Here is a 13,983-nt window from a genome sequence, read left to right as displayed (position 1 = left end):
GAGGCGCTCCCCATGCAACCGCAAACCCTCACCGGGCAAGCGACGTTAGTCACGCCCAGCCGCAAGCGATTTTTCATCATGGTGTTGCTGTTCATCACCGTGGTCATCAACTACCTCGACCGCAGCAACCTGTCGATTGCCGCCCCGGCACTGACGACCGATCTGGGCATCGACCCGGTGCACGTCGGGCTGATCTTCTCGGCATTCGGCTGGACCTACGCAGCCATGCAGATCCCCGGCGGCTGGCTGGTGGACCGGGTGCCGCCGCGCATCCTTTACAGCGTCGCACTGTTGCTGTGGTCGCTGGCCACGGTGATGCTCGGTTTCGCCGCCAGTTTCATCGCGCTGTTCGCGCTGCGCATGGCGGTCGGTGCGCTGGAAGCGCCGGCGTATCCGATCAACAGCCGCGTGGTGACGACCTGGTTCCCCGAGCGTGAGCGGGCCACGGCCATCGGTTTCTACACCTCCGGGCAGTTTGTCGGGCTGGCGTTTCTGACCCCGGTGCTGGCGTGGCTGCAACATGAATTCGGCTGGCACATGGTGTTTGTCGTGACCGGCGCGGTAGGCATCATCTGGGCGGCGATCTGGTACGCGGTGTATCGCGAGCCGCGTGATTTCAAAGGCGCCAACCAAGGTGAAATCGACCTGATCCGCGAGGGCGGCGGCTTGGTGGACATTGCCGCTGAAACCGCCAAGGTGAAGGCGAAATTCAGCTGGACCGATCTCGGCATCGTCCTCAGCAAACGCAAGTTGTGGGGGATCTACCTCGGCCAGTTCTGCCTGAACTCGACGTTGTGGTTTTTCCTGACGTGGTTTCCGACCTACCTGGTGAAGTATCGCGGCATGGACTTCATCAAGTCCGGTCTGCTGGCGTCGCTGCCGTTTCTCGCCGCGTTCATCGGCGTGCTGTGCTCCGGGTTCTTTTCCGACTTCCTGATTCGCCGTGGCTGCACCGTCGGCTTTGCGCGCAAGCTGCCGATCATTGGCGGGCTGCTGATTTCGACCTCGATCATCGGGGCCAACTTCGTCGAATCGACGCCGTTGGTGATTGCCTTCCTGGCGCTGGCGTTCTTCGGCAACGGATTGGCGTCGATCACCTGGTCGCTGGTCTCGACACTGGCGCCGGCGCGGTTGCTGGGCCTGACCGGTGGGGTGTTCAACTTCATCGGCAACCTGTCGGCGATTGCCACGCCGATTGTCATCGGCTTTCTGGCCAGTGGCGATTCGTTTGCGCCAGCGATCACCTACATCGCGGTTCTGGCATTGATCGGTGCTTTGTCCTACGTGCTGCTGGTGGGCAAGGTCGAGCGCATCGAGTTGTAGTCGTCCCTGTCGGGCGACCATAATGCCGCCCGTTCCCTCGCTCAACGCTAAAGGCTGGATATGCAGGAAGACGCCCCGAAAACCGCCAAGGACGCCGCGCCGACCGGCACCCAGACCCTGCTTCGCGGGTTGGGTGTGGTGCAGGCCGTCGCCAGTGGCGCCCGCGATCTCAAAGAGATTGCCCGCCTGATCGGCACCACGCGCAGCACCACCCATCGTCTGGCCAGTTGCCTGGTGGACGAGCGCTACCTGCGCGTCGTGCCGCAAGTCGGTTATCTGCTGGGGCCGAAGCTGATCGAACTGGGTTTCCAGGCGCGTGAGGAATTGCCGCTGGTGACGTTGGCCGGGCCTTATCTGGACGAGTTGTCGGCACTGACCGGCGACACCGTTCACCTGGGCATTCGTGAAGGCGACGAGGTGCTGTACCTGTTGAAGAATCCGGGGCGCAACGGCCCTGAAATGCGCTCGCGGGTCGGCCATCGCATGCCGCTGGCGCGGACCGGGATCGGCAAGGCGCTGATGCTGGATGACGCGCCGCAGGACTGGCAGCGTCTGTACGACATCAGCCTGCCGGCGGGTGGGAAAAGTCAGTTCTGGCCGCAGCACCCTCAGCAGTCGTGGGAGCAGCTGGAGCAACGGATGACCGAGTACGTGGCCGGCGGCTACGCGTTCGATCTGGAAGACAACGAGCCGTCGATCCGCTGCGTGGCGGCGCCGATCCGCGACGCGAGCAAGCGCATCGTCGCGGCCATCAGCATCGCCAGCACCGTGCCGTACATGCCGCTGGAAAAAATGGCCGAGCTGATTCCCCTGATCAAAGGGGTCACGGCCCGGCTCTCGGCGGAGCTTGGCTTGAAGGTCTGAGGAATCAGAGCTTCAGAGTCGCCATATCGATCACGAAGCGGTACTTCACATCGCCGGCGATCATGCGGGCGTAGGCTTCGTTGATCTGGCGGATGTCGAGCATTTCGATGTCGCAGCTGATGTTGTGCTCGGCGCAGAAATCCAGGACTTCCTGGGTTTCGGCGACGCCACCGATCAGCGAACCGGCCAATACACGACGACCCAGCACCAGTTTCGCGGCGTGGACCGGCGGATCGATCGGTTCGATCAGGCCCACCAGAATGTGCACGCCATCGAAGCGCAGGGTGTCGAGGTACGGGTTGAGATCGTGCTGCACCGGAATGGTGTCCAGCAGGAAGTCGAAACGGCCGGCAGCGGCTTTCATCTGCTCTTCGTCGGTGGAGACGATGACGTGATCGGCGCCCTGACGACGACCTTCCTCGGCTTTGCTTGCCGAACGGGTGAACAGCGTCACTTCGGCGCCCATGGCCTTGGCGAACTTGATGCCCATGTGGCCGAGGCCGCCCATGCCGAGAATCCCGACCTTGTCGCCGGCCTTCACGCCGTAGTGCTTGAGCGGCGAGTAGGTGGTGATGCCGGCGCAGAGAATCGGTGCGGCAGCCGCCAGATCCAGCTTCTCGGGAATGCGCACCACGAAGTGTTCGCTGACCACGATGCTGTCCGAATAACCGCCCATGGTATTGCTGCCATCGACCCGGTCGGGGGTGGCATAGGTCATGGTCGGGCCTTCGAGGCAGTATTGCTCAAGGTTCGACTGGCAGGCTTCGCAGGTGCGGCAGGAGTCGACCATGCAGCCGACGCCGACCAGATCGCCTACCTTGTGTTTAGTGACATTCGCACCGACGGCGGTGACTTTTCCGACGATCTCGTGGCCGGGCATCAACGGGTAAACGGCGATGCCCCATTCGTTGCGCGCCTGGTGGATATCGGAGTGGCAGACGCCGCAGTACAGGATTTCGATGGCGACGTCGTCGGCCCGTGGGCTGCGGCGTTCGAACTTCATCGGGGCGAGGGGAGTGGTGGCCGTTTGAGCGGCATAGCCGATGGCGGTGTACATGTGAAACCTCGCAAAAGCAGTGACAGGTAAGGCGGCGCATTCTGGGCGCCGTCCGGTCGTCCGGCCATGGCGATTCCTCCGGGTGTCATGCCTAATCCTCCGGCATGCGGGGTTGATCGGTCGCATTGGCAAAAGGATCTGCGATGATGCTTTCATCCCTTTTTCCGTGATTTTTTCTGAAGAGCCACCTGATGCAATTGACCCGTCACCTTGATGCCAACGCCACCCTGGTTTCGCTGATCGAACCGCTGGCGCTGCGCGATGGTTACAGCCAGACCGGGCTGCCGGGCGTGCAAGTGTTGCGCGCCAGTTGCGACGTCGCCCGTGGTCCGCACATTTATGAGCCGAGCCTGATGATCATCGCCCAGGGCAGCAAACTGGCGTATCTGGGGCCGCGCACCATGGAATACGGCGCCGGGCATTACCTGATTCAGGCGTTGCCGGTGCCCTTTGAGTGCGAGACCTACGCGTTGCCGGACGCACCGCTGCTTGGTGTATCGGTGGCGATCGACCGGGTGCTGCTCGGTGAACTGGTGCTGGCCATGGGGCTGGCGCCGGGGCGGCATATTCCGGCGCAGACTCCGGAATCAATGACCTCTGTGGTGCTCGACGACGACATGCGCGGTTGCGTTGAACGTCTGCTGCGCTGTCTGCACGATCCGCTGGAGTGCCAGATTCTCGGGCCGGCGCGGGTGCGTGAATTGTTGTTCGTCGCGTTGCGCGGGCCTCAGGCCGATGTGCTGCGGGCGCTGGTCGAGCAACAGGGGCAGTTCGCCCGAGTGGCGGCTTCGATCAGTCATCTGCATGCGCATTACACCGAGCCATTGAATGTCGAGACATTGGCCGGTTGCGCGAACATGAGCGTTTCGACCTTTCACGAACATTTCAAACGCAGCACGTTGCTGTCGCCGGTGCAGTATCTGAAGCGTTTACGTTTGTTGAAGGCGCAGACGTTGTTGATCGCCGAGGGATTAGGCGTGGCGCAGGTGGCGCATCGGGTGGGGTATCAGAGCACGTCGCAGTTCAGTCGCGAATACAAACGCTATTTCGAGCGTAGCCCCGGGGAGGAGCGCGCTGCCTGATCTGCCTCAATCCTGTGGGAGCGGGCTTGCCAGCGATCGCGGTGCTTCAGCCTGCAGCAATGTCGTCTGACACGGCCCCATCGCTGGCAAGCCAGCTCCCACAGGTATTGATGTGATGCACTGAATCGCGGGCAGCAAAAAGGCCCCCATATAGGGAGCCTTGATGTTCAGCGGATCGACTTACATGTTCGGGTAAGTAGGGCCGCCAGCGCCTTCCGGCGTCACCCAGTTGATGTTCTGCGAAGGATCCTTGATGTCACAGGTCTTGCAGTGCACGCAGTTCTGGGCGTTGATCTGGAAGCGTTTTTCGCCGTCTTCCTTGGTGATCACTTCATACACGCCGGCCGGGCAGTAGCGTTGCGCCGGTTCGTCGTACAGCGGCAGGTTCTTGCTCAGCGGGATGGTCGGGTCGGTCAGTTTCAGGTGGCACGGCTGTTCTTCTTCATGGTTGGTACCGGAGATGAACACCGAGCTCAGCTTGTCGAAGCTGATCTTGCCGTCGGGTTTCGGGTAGTCGATCTTCTTGCAGTCGGCCGCGAGCTTGAGGCAGGCGTAGTCCGGCTTGGTGTCGTGCAGGGTGAACGGCAGTTTGCCGCCGAAGATGTTCTGGTCCAGCCAGTTGAAACCGCCGCCGACGATGGCACCGAACTTGTGGATCGCCGGGCCGAAGTTGCGGCTGGCGAACAGTTCTTCGTAGAGCCAGCTCTTCTTGAAGGCGTCGACGTAAGTGGTCAGCTCTTCGGTGCCGTCCTTTTCAGCGAACAGCGCATCGGCCACGGATTCAGCGGCCAGCATGCCGGACTTCATCGCGGTGTGGCTGCCCTTGATCTTGGCGAAGTTCAGGGTGCCGAGGTCGCAACCGATCAGCGCGCCGCCCTTGAAGACCATTTTCGGCAGCGAGTTCAGGCCACCCTTGCAGATCGCACGTGCGCCGTAGCTGATGCGCTTGCCGCCTTCCAGATACTGCTTCAGCACCGGGTGATGCTTGAGGCGCTGGAATTCGTCGAACGGCGACAGGTAGGTGTTGCTGTAGGAGAGATCGACGATCAGACCAACGACCACCTGGTTGTTTTCCAGGTGATAGAGGAAGGAGCCGCCGGTGTTCTCGGTGCCCATGATGTCCATCGGCCAACCGGCGGTGTGCACCACCAGGCCTGGCTGGTGTTTGGCCGGGTCGATTTCCCAGATTTCCTTCAGACCGATGCCGTAGTGCTGGGCGTCGGCATCGCTATCAAGGTTGTAGCGCTTGATCAACTGCTTGCCGATGTGGCCACGGCAGCCTTCGGCGAACAGCGTGTACTTGCCACGCAGTTCCATGCCCGGGGTGTACAGGCCTTCCTTCGGATGACCTTCGCGGTCGACGCCGAGGTCGCCGGTAATGATCCCGCGCACCACGCCGTTTTCATCGATCAGCGCTTCCTGAGCGGCGAAGCCCGGGTAGATTTCCACGCCCAGGTTTTCGGCCTGCTGAGCGAGCCAGCGGCACAGGTTGCCGAGGGAGATAATGTAGTTACCTTCGTTGTGCATGGTCTTGGGCACAAAGAAGTCAGGAATTTTTTGCGCGCTTTCGGCGTTTTTCAGCACGAAGATGTCATCGCGGGTGACTGGCGTGTTCAGCGGGGCGCCGAGTTCTTTCCAGTCCGGGAACAGTTCGTTCAGGGCCCGTGGTTCGAATACGGCACCGGACAGGATGTGTGCGCCGACTTCGGAGCCTTTTTCGACCACGCAGACGCTGATTTCCTTACCGGCTTCGGCGGCCTTCTGCTTCAGACGGCAGGCGGCGGACAGGCCAGCGGGGCCGGCACCGACGATGACCACGTCGAATTCCATGTATTCGCGTTCCACAGGCTATCTCCTACTCAAGGCTCAACAGTTTTTTTTCTAATTTGGAGGTTCGGTGTCGTATCCGTTATTGCCTTTACGTTAACGTCAAGGGTAATAATGGGCAAACCACCTTTCTCTCTAGGCGGCGCATTATATCTACACCACTCCTAGCGTCCAATACAAACGTTTGTTTGAATCGGCTCCAGGCCAGAGAAATCAAAGAAGCGCGGCTTATGACAGGGCATTTTGGCGTATTGACCAGAATGGGCGTTCCGGTCAAGATACGGGCGGTTTTGCGCTCGCCGTAGGCTGAATGGTGGTTTCAAGAGCACCTCTAAAGACAGGGCGTAGGCGGTATCCGGTGATGCGCAGCGCAGGTTTGGCGCGCAGTTTACACACCGCGAGGCGGCATGACTCGTCGGTCACGACTGACGAACGGTCATCCCGTTCAGCCGGCGTTTTTAGAGGTGCCCTTGTGCCCGATGAGCATCAACCGCCAGGTTCGCCTAGGCGACTTTCTTTTCACCGGAGAGTAACGAGGAATCCATGAAGGTTCTTGTAGCTGTCAAACGCGTTGTGGATTACAACGTCAAGGTTCGCGTCAAGGCGGACAATTCCGGCGTAGACCTCGCCAACGTCAAGATGTCGATGAACCCGTTCTGCGAAATCGCAGTGGAAGAAGCCGTACGCCTGAAAGAAAAAGGCGTTGCGACTGAAATCGTCGTCGTCTCCATCGGCCCGTCCACCGCTCAGGAACAGCTGCGTACCGCACTGGCTCTGGGTGCCGACCGCGCCATCCTCGTCGAATCCGCTGAAGACCTGACTTCCCTGGCCGTGGCCAAGCTGCTCAAGGCCGTGGTCGACAAGGAACAGCCTCAGCTGGTGATCCTGGGCAAACAGGCCATCGACAGCGACAACAACCAGACCGGCCAGATGCTCGCTGCACTGAGCGGCTACGGTCAGGGCACTTTCGCCTCGAAAGTCGAAGTCTCCGGCGACAGCGTTGCCGTGACCCGCGAAATCGACGGCGGCGCGCAGACCGTTTCCCTGAAACTGCCAGCGATCGTCACCACCGACCTGCGTTTGAACGAGCCGCGCTACGCGTCCCTGCCAAACATCATGAAAGCCAAGAAGAAGCCTCTCGAGACGCTGACTCCGGACGCTTTGGGCGTTTCCACCGCCTCCACCAACAAGACCCTGAAAGTCGAAGCGCCGGCTGCACGCAGCGCGGGCATCAAGGTCAAGTCGGTGGCTGAACTGGTCGAGAAACTGAAAAACGAAGCGAAGGTAATCTGATCATGACTATCTTGGTAATCGCCGAACACGACAACAAGGTGCTGGCTCCGGCCACCCTGAACACCGTGGCTGCCGCTGCCAAAATCGGCGGCGACATCCACGTTCTCGTTGCCGGCCAGGGCGCTGGCGCCGTGGCTGAAGCCGCTGCGAAAATCGCTGGCGTGAGCAAAGTCCTGAACGCTGACAATGCTGCCTACGCGCATCAGCTGCCGGAAAACGTTGCTCCGCTGGTTGCACAGCTGGGCGCTGGTTACAGCCACATCCTGGCTGCCGCCACTTCCAATGGCAAAAACATCCTGCCGCGCGTTGCCGCTCAGCTGGACGTTGACCAGATCTCCGAAATCATCTCGGTAGAAAGCGCTGACACCTTCAAGCGTCCGATCTACGCCGGTAACGCCATCGCTACCGTGCAATCGACCGCTGCGATCAAAGTGATCACCGTGCGTGCCACCGGTTTCGACCCGGTTGCCGCTGAAGGCGGTTCGGCTGCTGTTGAAGCGGTTGCGGCTGCTCACAACGCCGGCACTTCCAGCTTCGTCAGCGAAGAGCTGGCCAAGTCCGATCGTCCTGAGCTGACCGCTGCCAAGATCGTCGTTTCCGGCGGCCGCGGCATGCAGAACGGTGACAACTTCAAACACCTGTACGCGCTGGCCGACAAGCTGGGCGCTGCTGTGGGTGCTTCCCGCGCCGCGGTCGATGCAGGTTTCGTACCGAACGACATGCAGGTCGGTCAGACCGGCAAGATCGTTGCGCCACAGCTGTACATCGCCGTCGGTATCTCCGGCGCGATCCAGCACTTGGCCGGCATGAAAGACTCCAAAGTGATCGTCGCGATCAACAAGGACGAAGAAGCACCGATCTTCCAGGTGGCCGATTACGGCCTGGTGGCGGACTTGTTCGAAGCCGTACCTGAGCTGGAGAAGCTGGTCTAATCCGGCTGCTTCACTTATAAAGAGCCCGACCTTTTGGTCGGGCTTTTTTTTGTCTCGGATTTGAGTGGGAGCGTTTCGCCATGGATCTGCATCGTCGGTTGGGCTGCTCGTGGTTGCTGGGGCTGGCATTGTTGCCGGGCCTGTCAGTGGCGGCGGGCAAATGCGAGCGGCTGGTCGTCACCGGCAGCCCGGATGCGCCGCCGTACCTTTGGCAGGATCCGCAGAACCCCAAGCAACTGATCGGTGCCAGTGCCGACCTGTTGCGACAGGTGGCCAAGGAGCTGGGGCTCAAAGTCGATCTGTTGTACGCCGGCAAGCGCTCTCAGGCCCTCGACGAAGTGCGCAGCGGGCGCATGGACATGCTGGCCGACGCGCCAATGAACATCAATGAGCTGGAAAACCTCGACTACATTCACCCGCCGCTGCTGGAAAACGATTATCTGGTGTGGACGCGCAAGGGCTCGACCCTCGTTTATAGCGAAGCCAGGGATCTGCACGGGCATACCGGCGGCTTGTCGGAAAAGTCTCGAATGACCCCGGCATTCGGCACTTTCGCCGAGCAGGAATTGACCCTGACCCGTACGGCAAACCTGACCCAGGCATTTCAGAAACTTCTGCTGGGCGAGGTGGAATATGTACTCGCCGGTCGCTACTCGGGCATGGCGGCCGCGCAGGCATTGGGCATGGCCAATGATCTGCTGGCCTTTGAACAACCCATCGACCGCCCCGGTCTGTTCCTCGCGGTTTCGCACAACTCGGCCTGCAACGATCCGTGGTTGCGCGGACAGCTGGCCAAAAAGATGACAGAATTGCCCGCGTCCGGCCTGACGGAAGCCGCGCTGCAACGCAACATCGAGCGCTGGAAGGCGCAGCAGCAACAGCCGCCGCAACCACCTGTCAGCGCCCCAAAACAGTAGGGATTCTTAGTGAGTAATCGACTTCTTTTCGCGGCCATGGCCGTCCTGGCCCTGGCCGGTTGCGCCAGCGATCCGGCACCCAACGAACAAATGCGTCTGACCGAGCAGGCCCTTGAGCAAGCCAAGGCCGTCGGCGCCACCGCCGAAGACGTGCCGGAAATGAAACTGGCCGAGGACAAGTTCAACCGGGCCAAAGGCAGCATGGCGGGTGAGTCTTACAAGAATGCGCGGATGCGCTTCGAACAGGCCGAACTCGACGCACGCCTGGCGGAGGCCAAAGTCCTGACCCAGAAGAGCGAGGAGCAAGTGAACGTGCTCAACACCCGCATCGTCCGACTGCGCAAGCAACTGGGGGATGCCCAATGAGCCTGAAGTCCAAAGCTCTCGGTGCTCTGATCCTCGCCGGTTGCGCCAGCCTGTACGGCTGCGCCGGTCAGCACAGCGAAACCGCATTGCAGCAGGCCAGCAGCGACTTCCAGAAGGTCAAGGAAGATTCCAACGTGCTGCGTATCGCGCCGAAAGATGTGATCCGCGCCGGTGAGTCCCTGGCCCGCGCCGATCGTCTGTCGACGTACTGGGGCAGCGGCTCGGACGTGGTGCATTACGCCTACCTGAGTCAGCGCTACAGCGAAATCGCCCGTGAGCACACCAATCAGGTGCTCAACGAAGAACGTGTGGCGAAGCTGGAACTTGAACGCCAGCGCCTGCAACTGGCCCTGCGCGAGTCCAAACTGCTGAGCGTGCAACAGCAGGGCAAATGGCTGGAAGAGCAGATCGTTGCGCTGGCCACCACCCAGACCGATCGTGGTCTGGTGATGACCCTGGGTGACGTGCTGTTCGATACCGGCGAAGCTGAACTGAAAAACTCGGCCAACCGCGTGGTGCTGAAGATCGTGCAGTTTCTGCAACTGAACCCGAAACGCATCGTGCGCATCGAGGGCTACACCGACAGCACCGGCGGCAAGCAGGAAAACCTCAAGCTTTCCCGCGATCGCGCGCAGTCGGTGGCCGATGTGTTGACGGACCTGGGCATCGACGAAAAACGCATTCAGGTCGAAGGCTACGGCGACGAATACCCAGTGGACGCCAACGCTTCCGAGCGTGGACGTGCGCAGAACCGGCGGGTGGAAATCGTGTTCTCCGACGAAAAAGGCCAGCTCGGCGCCGCCCGCTAAGGGTGGCGTTACTGGAAAGCCCGGGCTGTCAGGCAGCGCCGGGCTTTTTTACGTCTGTCGATTACCTCACAGAGCAGTACAGATTTAACCGACACAGCACTGTATGGTTGACTAATATGGCAACTGTCCCAGTACACTTCCAAACTGTTCCGGTATTGTTTCACACAAGAATAAAACGCCCGTGAAATCGAGTGCTGCGTCATGACCAATCTCTTGCTCTACCAACGTATTGCTCAACAGCTGGCCGAAGATATCCGCCGTGGCGTCTATCAACCCGGCGAACGCGTACCTTCGGTGCGCAAGATGAGTTCGCAGCTCAACGTCAGCCATGCCACGGTGTTGCAGGCTTACGCCAATCTCGAGGATCAGGGCCTGATCCGTGCGCGGCCGCAGTCCGGCTACTACGTGCACCAGACTCCGGCACTGACGGCGCCCACGCCGGACATCGCCCGGGTCGAGCGGCCAGGCCTGGTCACCCGCAGCAGTATCATTCAGCAAGTGCTGGTCGAATCCCGTCGTGAAGGCGTGTTCCCGCTGGGGGCGGCGGTGCCGAGTGTCGATTATTTGCCGGTGCGCGCCCTGCATCAGCAGTTGGCCAAGGTCACCCGGTTTCACAGCCCTAGGGCGTTCAGCTACATGTTCAGCCCCGGTTTCGAGCCGCTGCGCCGGCAGGTGGCGATCCGCATGCGCGATGCAGGCGTGGTCGTTGACCCTTCGGAAGTGGTGATCACCCACGGCTGTGTCGATGCGTTGCAGATGTCATTGCGAGTGCTGACCCGCCCCGGCGACCTGATCGCCGCCGAATCACCCACCTATTACGGGTTGCTGCAACTGGCGGACCTGCTAGGCCTGAAGGTTATCGAGATCCCCAGCGACCCCGCCACCGGCATGAGCCTCGAAGCTCTGCAACTGGCGGCCAACCAATGGTCGATCAAGGCGCTGGTACTCACCACTCGCCTGAGCAATCCACTCGGCGGCACCATGCCCGAAGAGCGGCAGAAACAGCTGCTGCGACTGGCCTCGGATTTCGATATCCAGATCGTCGAAGACGACATCTACGGCGAGTTGATGTTCGAGCAGGGGCGCACCAAGTCGCTCAAGGCTTACGACCGGCTCGACCGGGTGATTTATTGCTCGAGTTTTTCCAAGACGTTATCGCCCGGTGTGCGCATCGGCTGGATGATCGCCGGCAAGTACCAGCAGGAAATCCAGCGCCTGCAGACTTTCAGCACCCATTCAGCGTGCAGCGTCACCCAAATGGCTATCGCGGCCTACCTGGAAAATGGCGGCTATGACCGGCATTTAAGGTACATCCGCCAGGAATACCGAAAAAATCTTAGTGCGTTCCAGCTGGCAGTCCAGCAGTACTTTCCCGAAGGCACGCAGATGACCCGACCCACCGGCGGATTCATTCTGTGGGTCAGTCTGCCGGGGCGGGTCAACACCCAGGAGCTGCACGTGCGGGCGCTGCAACAGGGCATCAGCATTGCGCCGGGCCTGATCTTCAGCAACACCGAGCAGTTCAACCACTGCATCCGGTTGAACTGCGGCATCCCGTGGAATCGCGAGGCGGAACGGGCGCTGATGACCCTCGGCATGTTGGCGACACAGCTCTGCCAGGAGATGGCCGGCGGATTCTGAAACAATGGCGGAGCTTGTCATGTGGCGTCCAACAGGCGAGCATATGGCCCTCTGCCGTTAGCTTCGTTGGGTTCATGAAAGCGAAATTTTCTGCTGCCTGGATTGTGCTCTGCCTGCTGTTGATGGGTCATGTGCCCGGTGTTTTGGCGGCTGCAGCGCAGGAAAAGGCGCCGGCCACTGCCAACGCGAAAAAACCGGCGACGACCAAAAAAATCGCTCCAGCGAAAACCACGGAGCAGAAAAAGGCTGCTCCGGTCAAGAAGCGCGCACCGGTCGCTAGTAAGTCAAAGTCGGCGAAAGAGGTGGCCAAGACGCCATTGCCGTCTGCGAATCTCGACTTGAGTCTGCCCAGAGACATGGTTCAGGAATTGAAACCTCCCGGCTCCGTGACGCTGCCCAAGCGCGAAGCGATCCTGCCGCAGATGTTTGGTGACAAGAACAGCGGGTTCCAGCTCAATGGACGCTTGCTCAGCAACGAAATGCAGCTGCAACTGCGCAATGAAGAGCGCCGGGAAGTCGAAGGCGCGGCGCTGGATTTCGAGTTCAAGCAATAAATCGTCCCCATCGGTGACCCGCAGACCAGACGCTTTGTCGGAGACTGGTCAGTCATTTTCGTTTCTGCGTAAAAACCCCGGCCCAGGGAATTTAAAACAGCCGTTTAAGCGGTTACCCTGTCCCGCGTCCCTTTAACACATTGCCCGCTGCGAGGAACGCGTCGTCATGAAATGCCGTGAAGGCTGTGGCGCCTGCTGTATTGCCCCTTCCATCAGTTCGCCGATTCCAGGCATGCCCGATGGCAAACCTGCCGGTGAACGCTGCGTTCAGTTGTCGGTCGATAACCTGTGCAACATTTTCGGCCGACCGGAGCGTCCGGCGGTCTGTTCAGGATTCAAGGCCGATCCGGAAGTCTGCGGCAGCAGCCAGGAAGATGCGATCAGACTGCTCGGCTGGTGGGAGCAGATGACGGCGGCGTGATGTGTCAAACGAACGGAACTTCAACAATAAGGAATAAGACTATGGGTTCGCTGCATCGTATCGCTGTGTTGTGTGGTTTGACTGCCGTGCTGGCCACCTCGGCCGCCCAGGCTGAAGACTGGAAAGTCGCCAAGAACGAAGACGGCATCAAAGTCTCCCTGAGCGAAGTGCCGGGTTCGGACTACAAGTCTTATCAGGGCGTGACCGTGATGAAGACCACCATCGCCAAACTGCGCGCCCTGCAGGAAGACGTCTCCGGTGCCTGCGCCTGGATTCACGAGTGCAAGACCCAGAAACTGCTCAAGCACGAAGGTGACCAGAGCTGGACGTACACTCAGTTCAACACCCCATGGCCAGTGACCCCGCGCGATTCCATCCTGCATGTCACCACCGTTGAAGGCGCCGATGGCAGCCTGACCCGTAATCTCGAAGGTGTGCCGAAGTACCTCCCTGAAGAAAAAGGCTTTGTGCGGGTTGCGCAGGTCAAAGGCTTCTGGAAGTTCGTGCCAAAAGGCGATCAGGTCGAAGTGACCTATCAGGTTCACACCGAGCCAGGTGGCAGCGTGCCGTCGATGATTGCCAACAAGTTCGTGGTCGACGCACCGTTCAATACCTTGAAAGCCCTGAAAGAGCGCGCCGAGAAGTAAGTATCGCGTTCCTCTGCAAACGCCCCGATGAACTCGGGGCGTTTTGTTTTCCAGGATTATTGTGTTTCCGGATATGCGTTGAACGAAATTTTCACAAAGTCTTCAAGACAATTCGCCCGCGCTGTTTGCAGCTGTCCGGGTATGCCGTGCCTTTAATGAAAGAGTCCGGCAGCGGGGCAGTAATCAATGGCAATGCCGCCGGTGATCGTGCAACATTTGCGCACCGCGCAAGCCCCGGGGCCTGGAATGG

Annotated in this window: 14 protein-coding genes; 12 read left to right on the top strand and 2 right to left on the bottom strand. The window is 60.3% G+C overall.

Annotation, left to right across the window (positions count from 1 at the left end; genetic code table 11):
* The first annotated feature begins 12 nt into the window (after window positions 1-12).
* Entirely contained in the window at window positions 13-1,323 is a 1,311-nt protein-coding gene (locus QLG12_RS28340; protein WP_282475606.1) for an MFS transporter, read from the top strand.
* A gap of 60 nt (window positions 1,324-1,383) precedes the next feature.
* Window positions 1,384-2,187, top strand: a complete 804-nt coding sequence (locus tag QLG12_RS28335) for an IclR family transcriptional regulator (RefSeq protein ID WP_007950852.1) — start codon at window positions 1,384-1,386, stop codon at window positions 2,185-2,187.
* A 4-nt stretch (window positions 2,188-2,191) separates the two neighbouring features.
* On the opposite strand, the gene QLG12_RS28330 is transcribed toward QLG12_RS28335, so the two are convergent.
* Entirely contained in the window at window positions 2,192-3,244 is a 1,053-nt protein-coding gene (locus QLG12_RS28330) for an NAD(P)-dependent alcohol dehydrogenase (RefSeq protein WP_011335405.1), read from the bottom strand.
* Window positions 3,245-3,435: 191 nt separating this feature from the next.
* On the opposite strand from QLG12_RS28330, the gene QLG12_RS28325 reads away from it, so the two are divergent.
* Window positions 3,436-4,326: an AraC family transcriptional regulator gene (locus QLG12_RS28325; RefSeq protein ID WP_064598498.1), complete on the top strand. Its 891-nt coding sequence runs from the start codon at window positions 3,436-3,438 to the stop codon at window positions 4,324-4,326.
* Window positions 4,327-4,506: 180 nt separating this feature from the next.
* On the opposite strand, the gene QLG12_RS28320 is transcribed toward QLG12_RS28325, so the two are convergent.
* Complete coding sequence (locus tag QLG12_RS28320; protein ID WP_282475605.1) at window positions 4,507-6,171, bottom strand: electron transfer flavoprotein-ubiquinone oxidoreductase; 1,665 nt, start codon at window positions 6,169-6,171, stop codon at window positions 4,507-4,509.
* A 525-nt stretch (window positions 6,172-6,696) separates the two neighbouring features.
* Between QLG12_RS28320 and QLG12_RS28315 the strand changes: the two genes are divergently transcribed.
* The 9 genes from QLG12_RS28315 (at window position 6,697) to QLG12_RS28275 (ending at window position 13,733) form a co-directional block, all read left to right on the top strand.
* Window positions 6,697-7,446 carry an electron transfer flavoprotein subunit beta/FixA family protein gene (locus QLG12_RS28315; protein WP_007950859.1) on the top strand — a complete coding sequence of 250 codons (750 nt, stop codon included), beginning with the start codon at window positions 6,697-6,699 and terminating at the stop codon, window positions 7,444-7,446.
* A 2-nt stretch (window positions 7,447-7,448) separates the two neighbouring features.
* Window positions 7,449-8,378: an FAD-binding protein gene (locus tag QLG12_RS28310; protein WP_282475604.1), complete on the top strand. Its 930-nt coding sequence runs from the start codon at window positions 7,449-7,451 to the stop codon at window positions 8,376-8,378.
* Between the two features lie 80 nt (window positions 8,379-8,458).
* A complete protein-coding gene (locus tag QLG12_RS28305; protein WP_197869161.1) occupies window positions 8,459-9,295 on the top strand; it encodes a transporter substrate-binding domain-containing protein in 837 nt (278 codons plus the stop codon).
* A 9-nt stretch (window positions 9,296-9,304) separates the two neighbouring features.
* Window positions 9,305-9,661, top strand: coding sequence for a DUF4398 domain-containing protein (locus QLG12_RS28300; RefSeq protein WP_170929392.1), 357 nt, complete (start codon window positions 9,305-9,307; stop codon window positions 9,659-9,661).
* On the top strand, window positions 9,658-10,470 hold the full coding sequence (locus tag QLG12_RS28295) for an OmpA family protein (protein ID WP_282475603.1): 813 nt from the start codon (window positions 9,658-9,660) through the stop codon (window positions 10,468-10,470). Before QLG12_RS28300 ends, QLG12_RS28295 begins: the two co-directional genes overlap by 4 nt.
* A gap of 201 nt (window positions 10,471-10,671) precedes the next feature.
* Window positions 10,672-12,111, top strand: coding sequence for a PLP-dependent aminotransferase family protein (locus QLG12_RS28290; RefSeq protein WP_007950868.1), 1,440 nt, complete (start codon window positions 10,672-10,674; stop codon window positions 12,109-12,111).
* 74 nt (window positions 12,112-12,185) lie between these two features.
* Complete coding sequence (locus QLG12_RS28285) at window positions 12,186-12,665, top strand: translation initiation factor 2 (RefSeq protein ID WP_282475602.1); 480 nt, start codon at window positions 12,186-12,188, stop codon at window positions 12,663-12,665.
* A 166-nt stretch (window positions 12,666-12,831) separates the two neighbouring features.
* The gene (locus QLG12_RS28280) at window positions 12,832-13,086 is read left to right on the top strand and encodes a YkgJ family cysteine cluster protein (RefSeq protein ID WP_007950870.1); all 255 of its coding nucleotides are present in this window, start codon (window positions 12,832-12,834) and stop codon (window positions 13,084-13,086) included.
* Between the two features lie 41 nt (window positions 13,087-13,127).
* Entirely contained in the window at window positions 13,128-13,733 is a 606-nt protein-coding gene (locus tag QLG12_RS28275) for an START domain-containing protein (protein ID WP_007950871.1), read from the top strand.
* The last annotated feature ends 250 nt before the right edge of the window (window positions 13,734-13,983 follow it).

It is taken from the genome of Pseudomonas sp. V88_4, from assembly GCF_029967985.1.
Classification (GTDB): domain Bacteria; phylum Pseudomonadota; class Gammaproteobacteria; order Pseudomonadales; family Pseudomonadaceae; genus Aquipseudomonas; species Aquipseudomonas glycinae.
This window is presented reverse-complemented; position numbering and strand designations above follow the sequence as displayed.

What these genes read in the sequence shown, in the direction of transcription:
- QLG12_RS28280 (WP_007950870.1), top strand. Translation starts at nt 12,832, where the DNA reads ATGAAATGCCGTGAAGGCTGTGGCGCCTGCTGTATTGCCCCTTCCATC.
- QLG12_RS28275 (WP_007950871.1), top strand. Translation starts at nt 13,128, where the DNA reads ATGGGTTCGCTGCATCGTATCGCTGTGTTGTGTGGTTTGACTGCCGTG.
- QLG12_RS28290 (WP_007950868.1), top strand. Translation starts at nt 10,672, where the DNA reads ATGACCAATCTCTTGCTCTACCAACGTATTGCTCAACAGCTGGCCGAA.
- QLG12_RS28325 (WP_064598498.1), top strand. Translation starts at nt 3,436, where the DNA reads ATGCAATTGACCCGTCACCTTGATGCCAACGCCACCCTGGTTTCGCTG.
- QLG12_RS28305 (WP_197869161.1), top strand. Translation starts at nt 8,459, where the DNA reads ATGGATCTGCATCGTCGGTTGGGCTGCTCGTGGTTGCTGGGGCTGGCA.
- QLG12_RS28340 (WP_282475606.1), top strand. Translation starts at nt 13, where the DNA reads ATGCAACCGCAAACCCTCACCGGGCAAGCGACGTTAGTCACGCCCAGC.
- QLG12_RS28315 (WP_007950859.1), top strand. Translation starts at nt 6,697, where the DNA reads ATGAAGGTTCTTGTAGCTGTCAAACGCGTTGTGGATTACAACGTCAAG.
- QLG12_RS28330 (WP_011335405.1), bottom strand. Translation starts at nt 3,244, where the DNA reads ATGTACACCGCCATCGGCTATGCCGCTCAAACGGCCACCACTCCCCTC.
- QLG12_RS28310 (WP_282475604.1), top strand. Translation starts at nt 7,449, where the DNA reads ATGACTATCTTGGTAATCGCCGAACACGACAACAAGGTGCTGGCTCCG.
- QLG12_RS28285 (WP_282475602.1), top strand. Translation starts at nt 12,186, where the DNA reads ATGAAAGCGAAATTTTCTGCTGCCTGGATTGTGCTCTGCCTGCTGTTG.
- QLG12_RS28295 (WP_282475603.1), top strand. Translation starts at nt 9,658, where the DNA reads ATGAGCCTGAAGTCCAAAGCTCTCGGTGCTCTGATCCTCGCCGGTTGC.
- QLG12_RS28335 (WP_007950852.1), top strand. Translation starts at nt 1,384, where the DNA reads ATGCAGGAAGACGCCCCGAAAACCGCCAAGGACGCCGCGCCGACCGGC.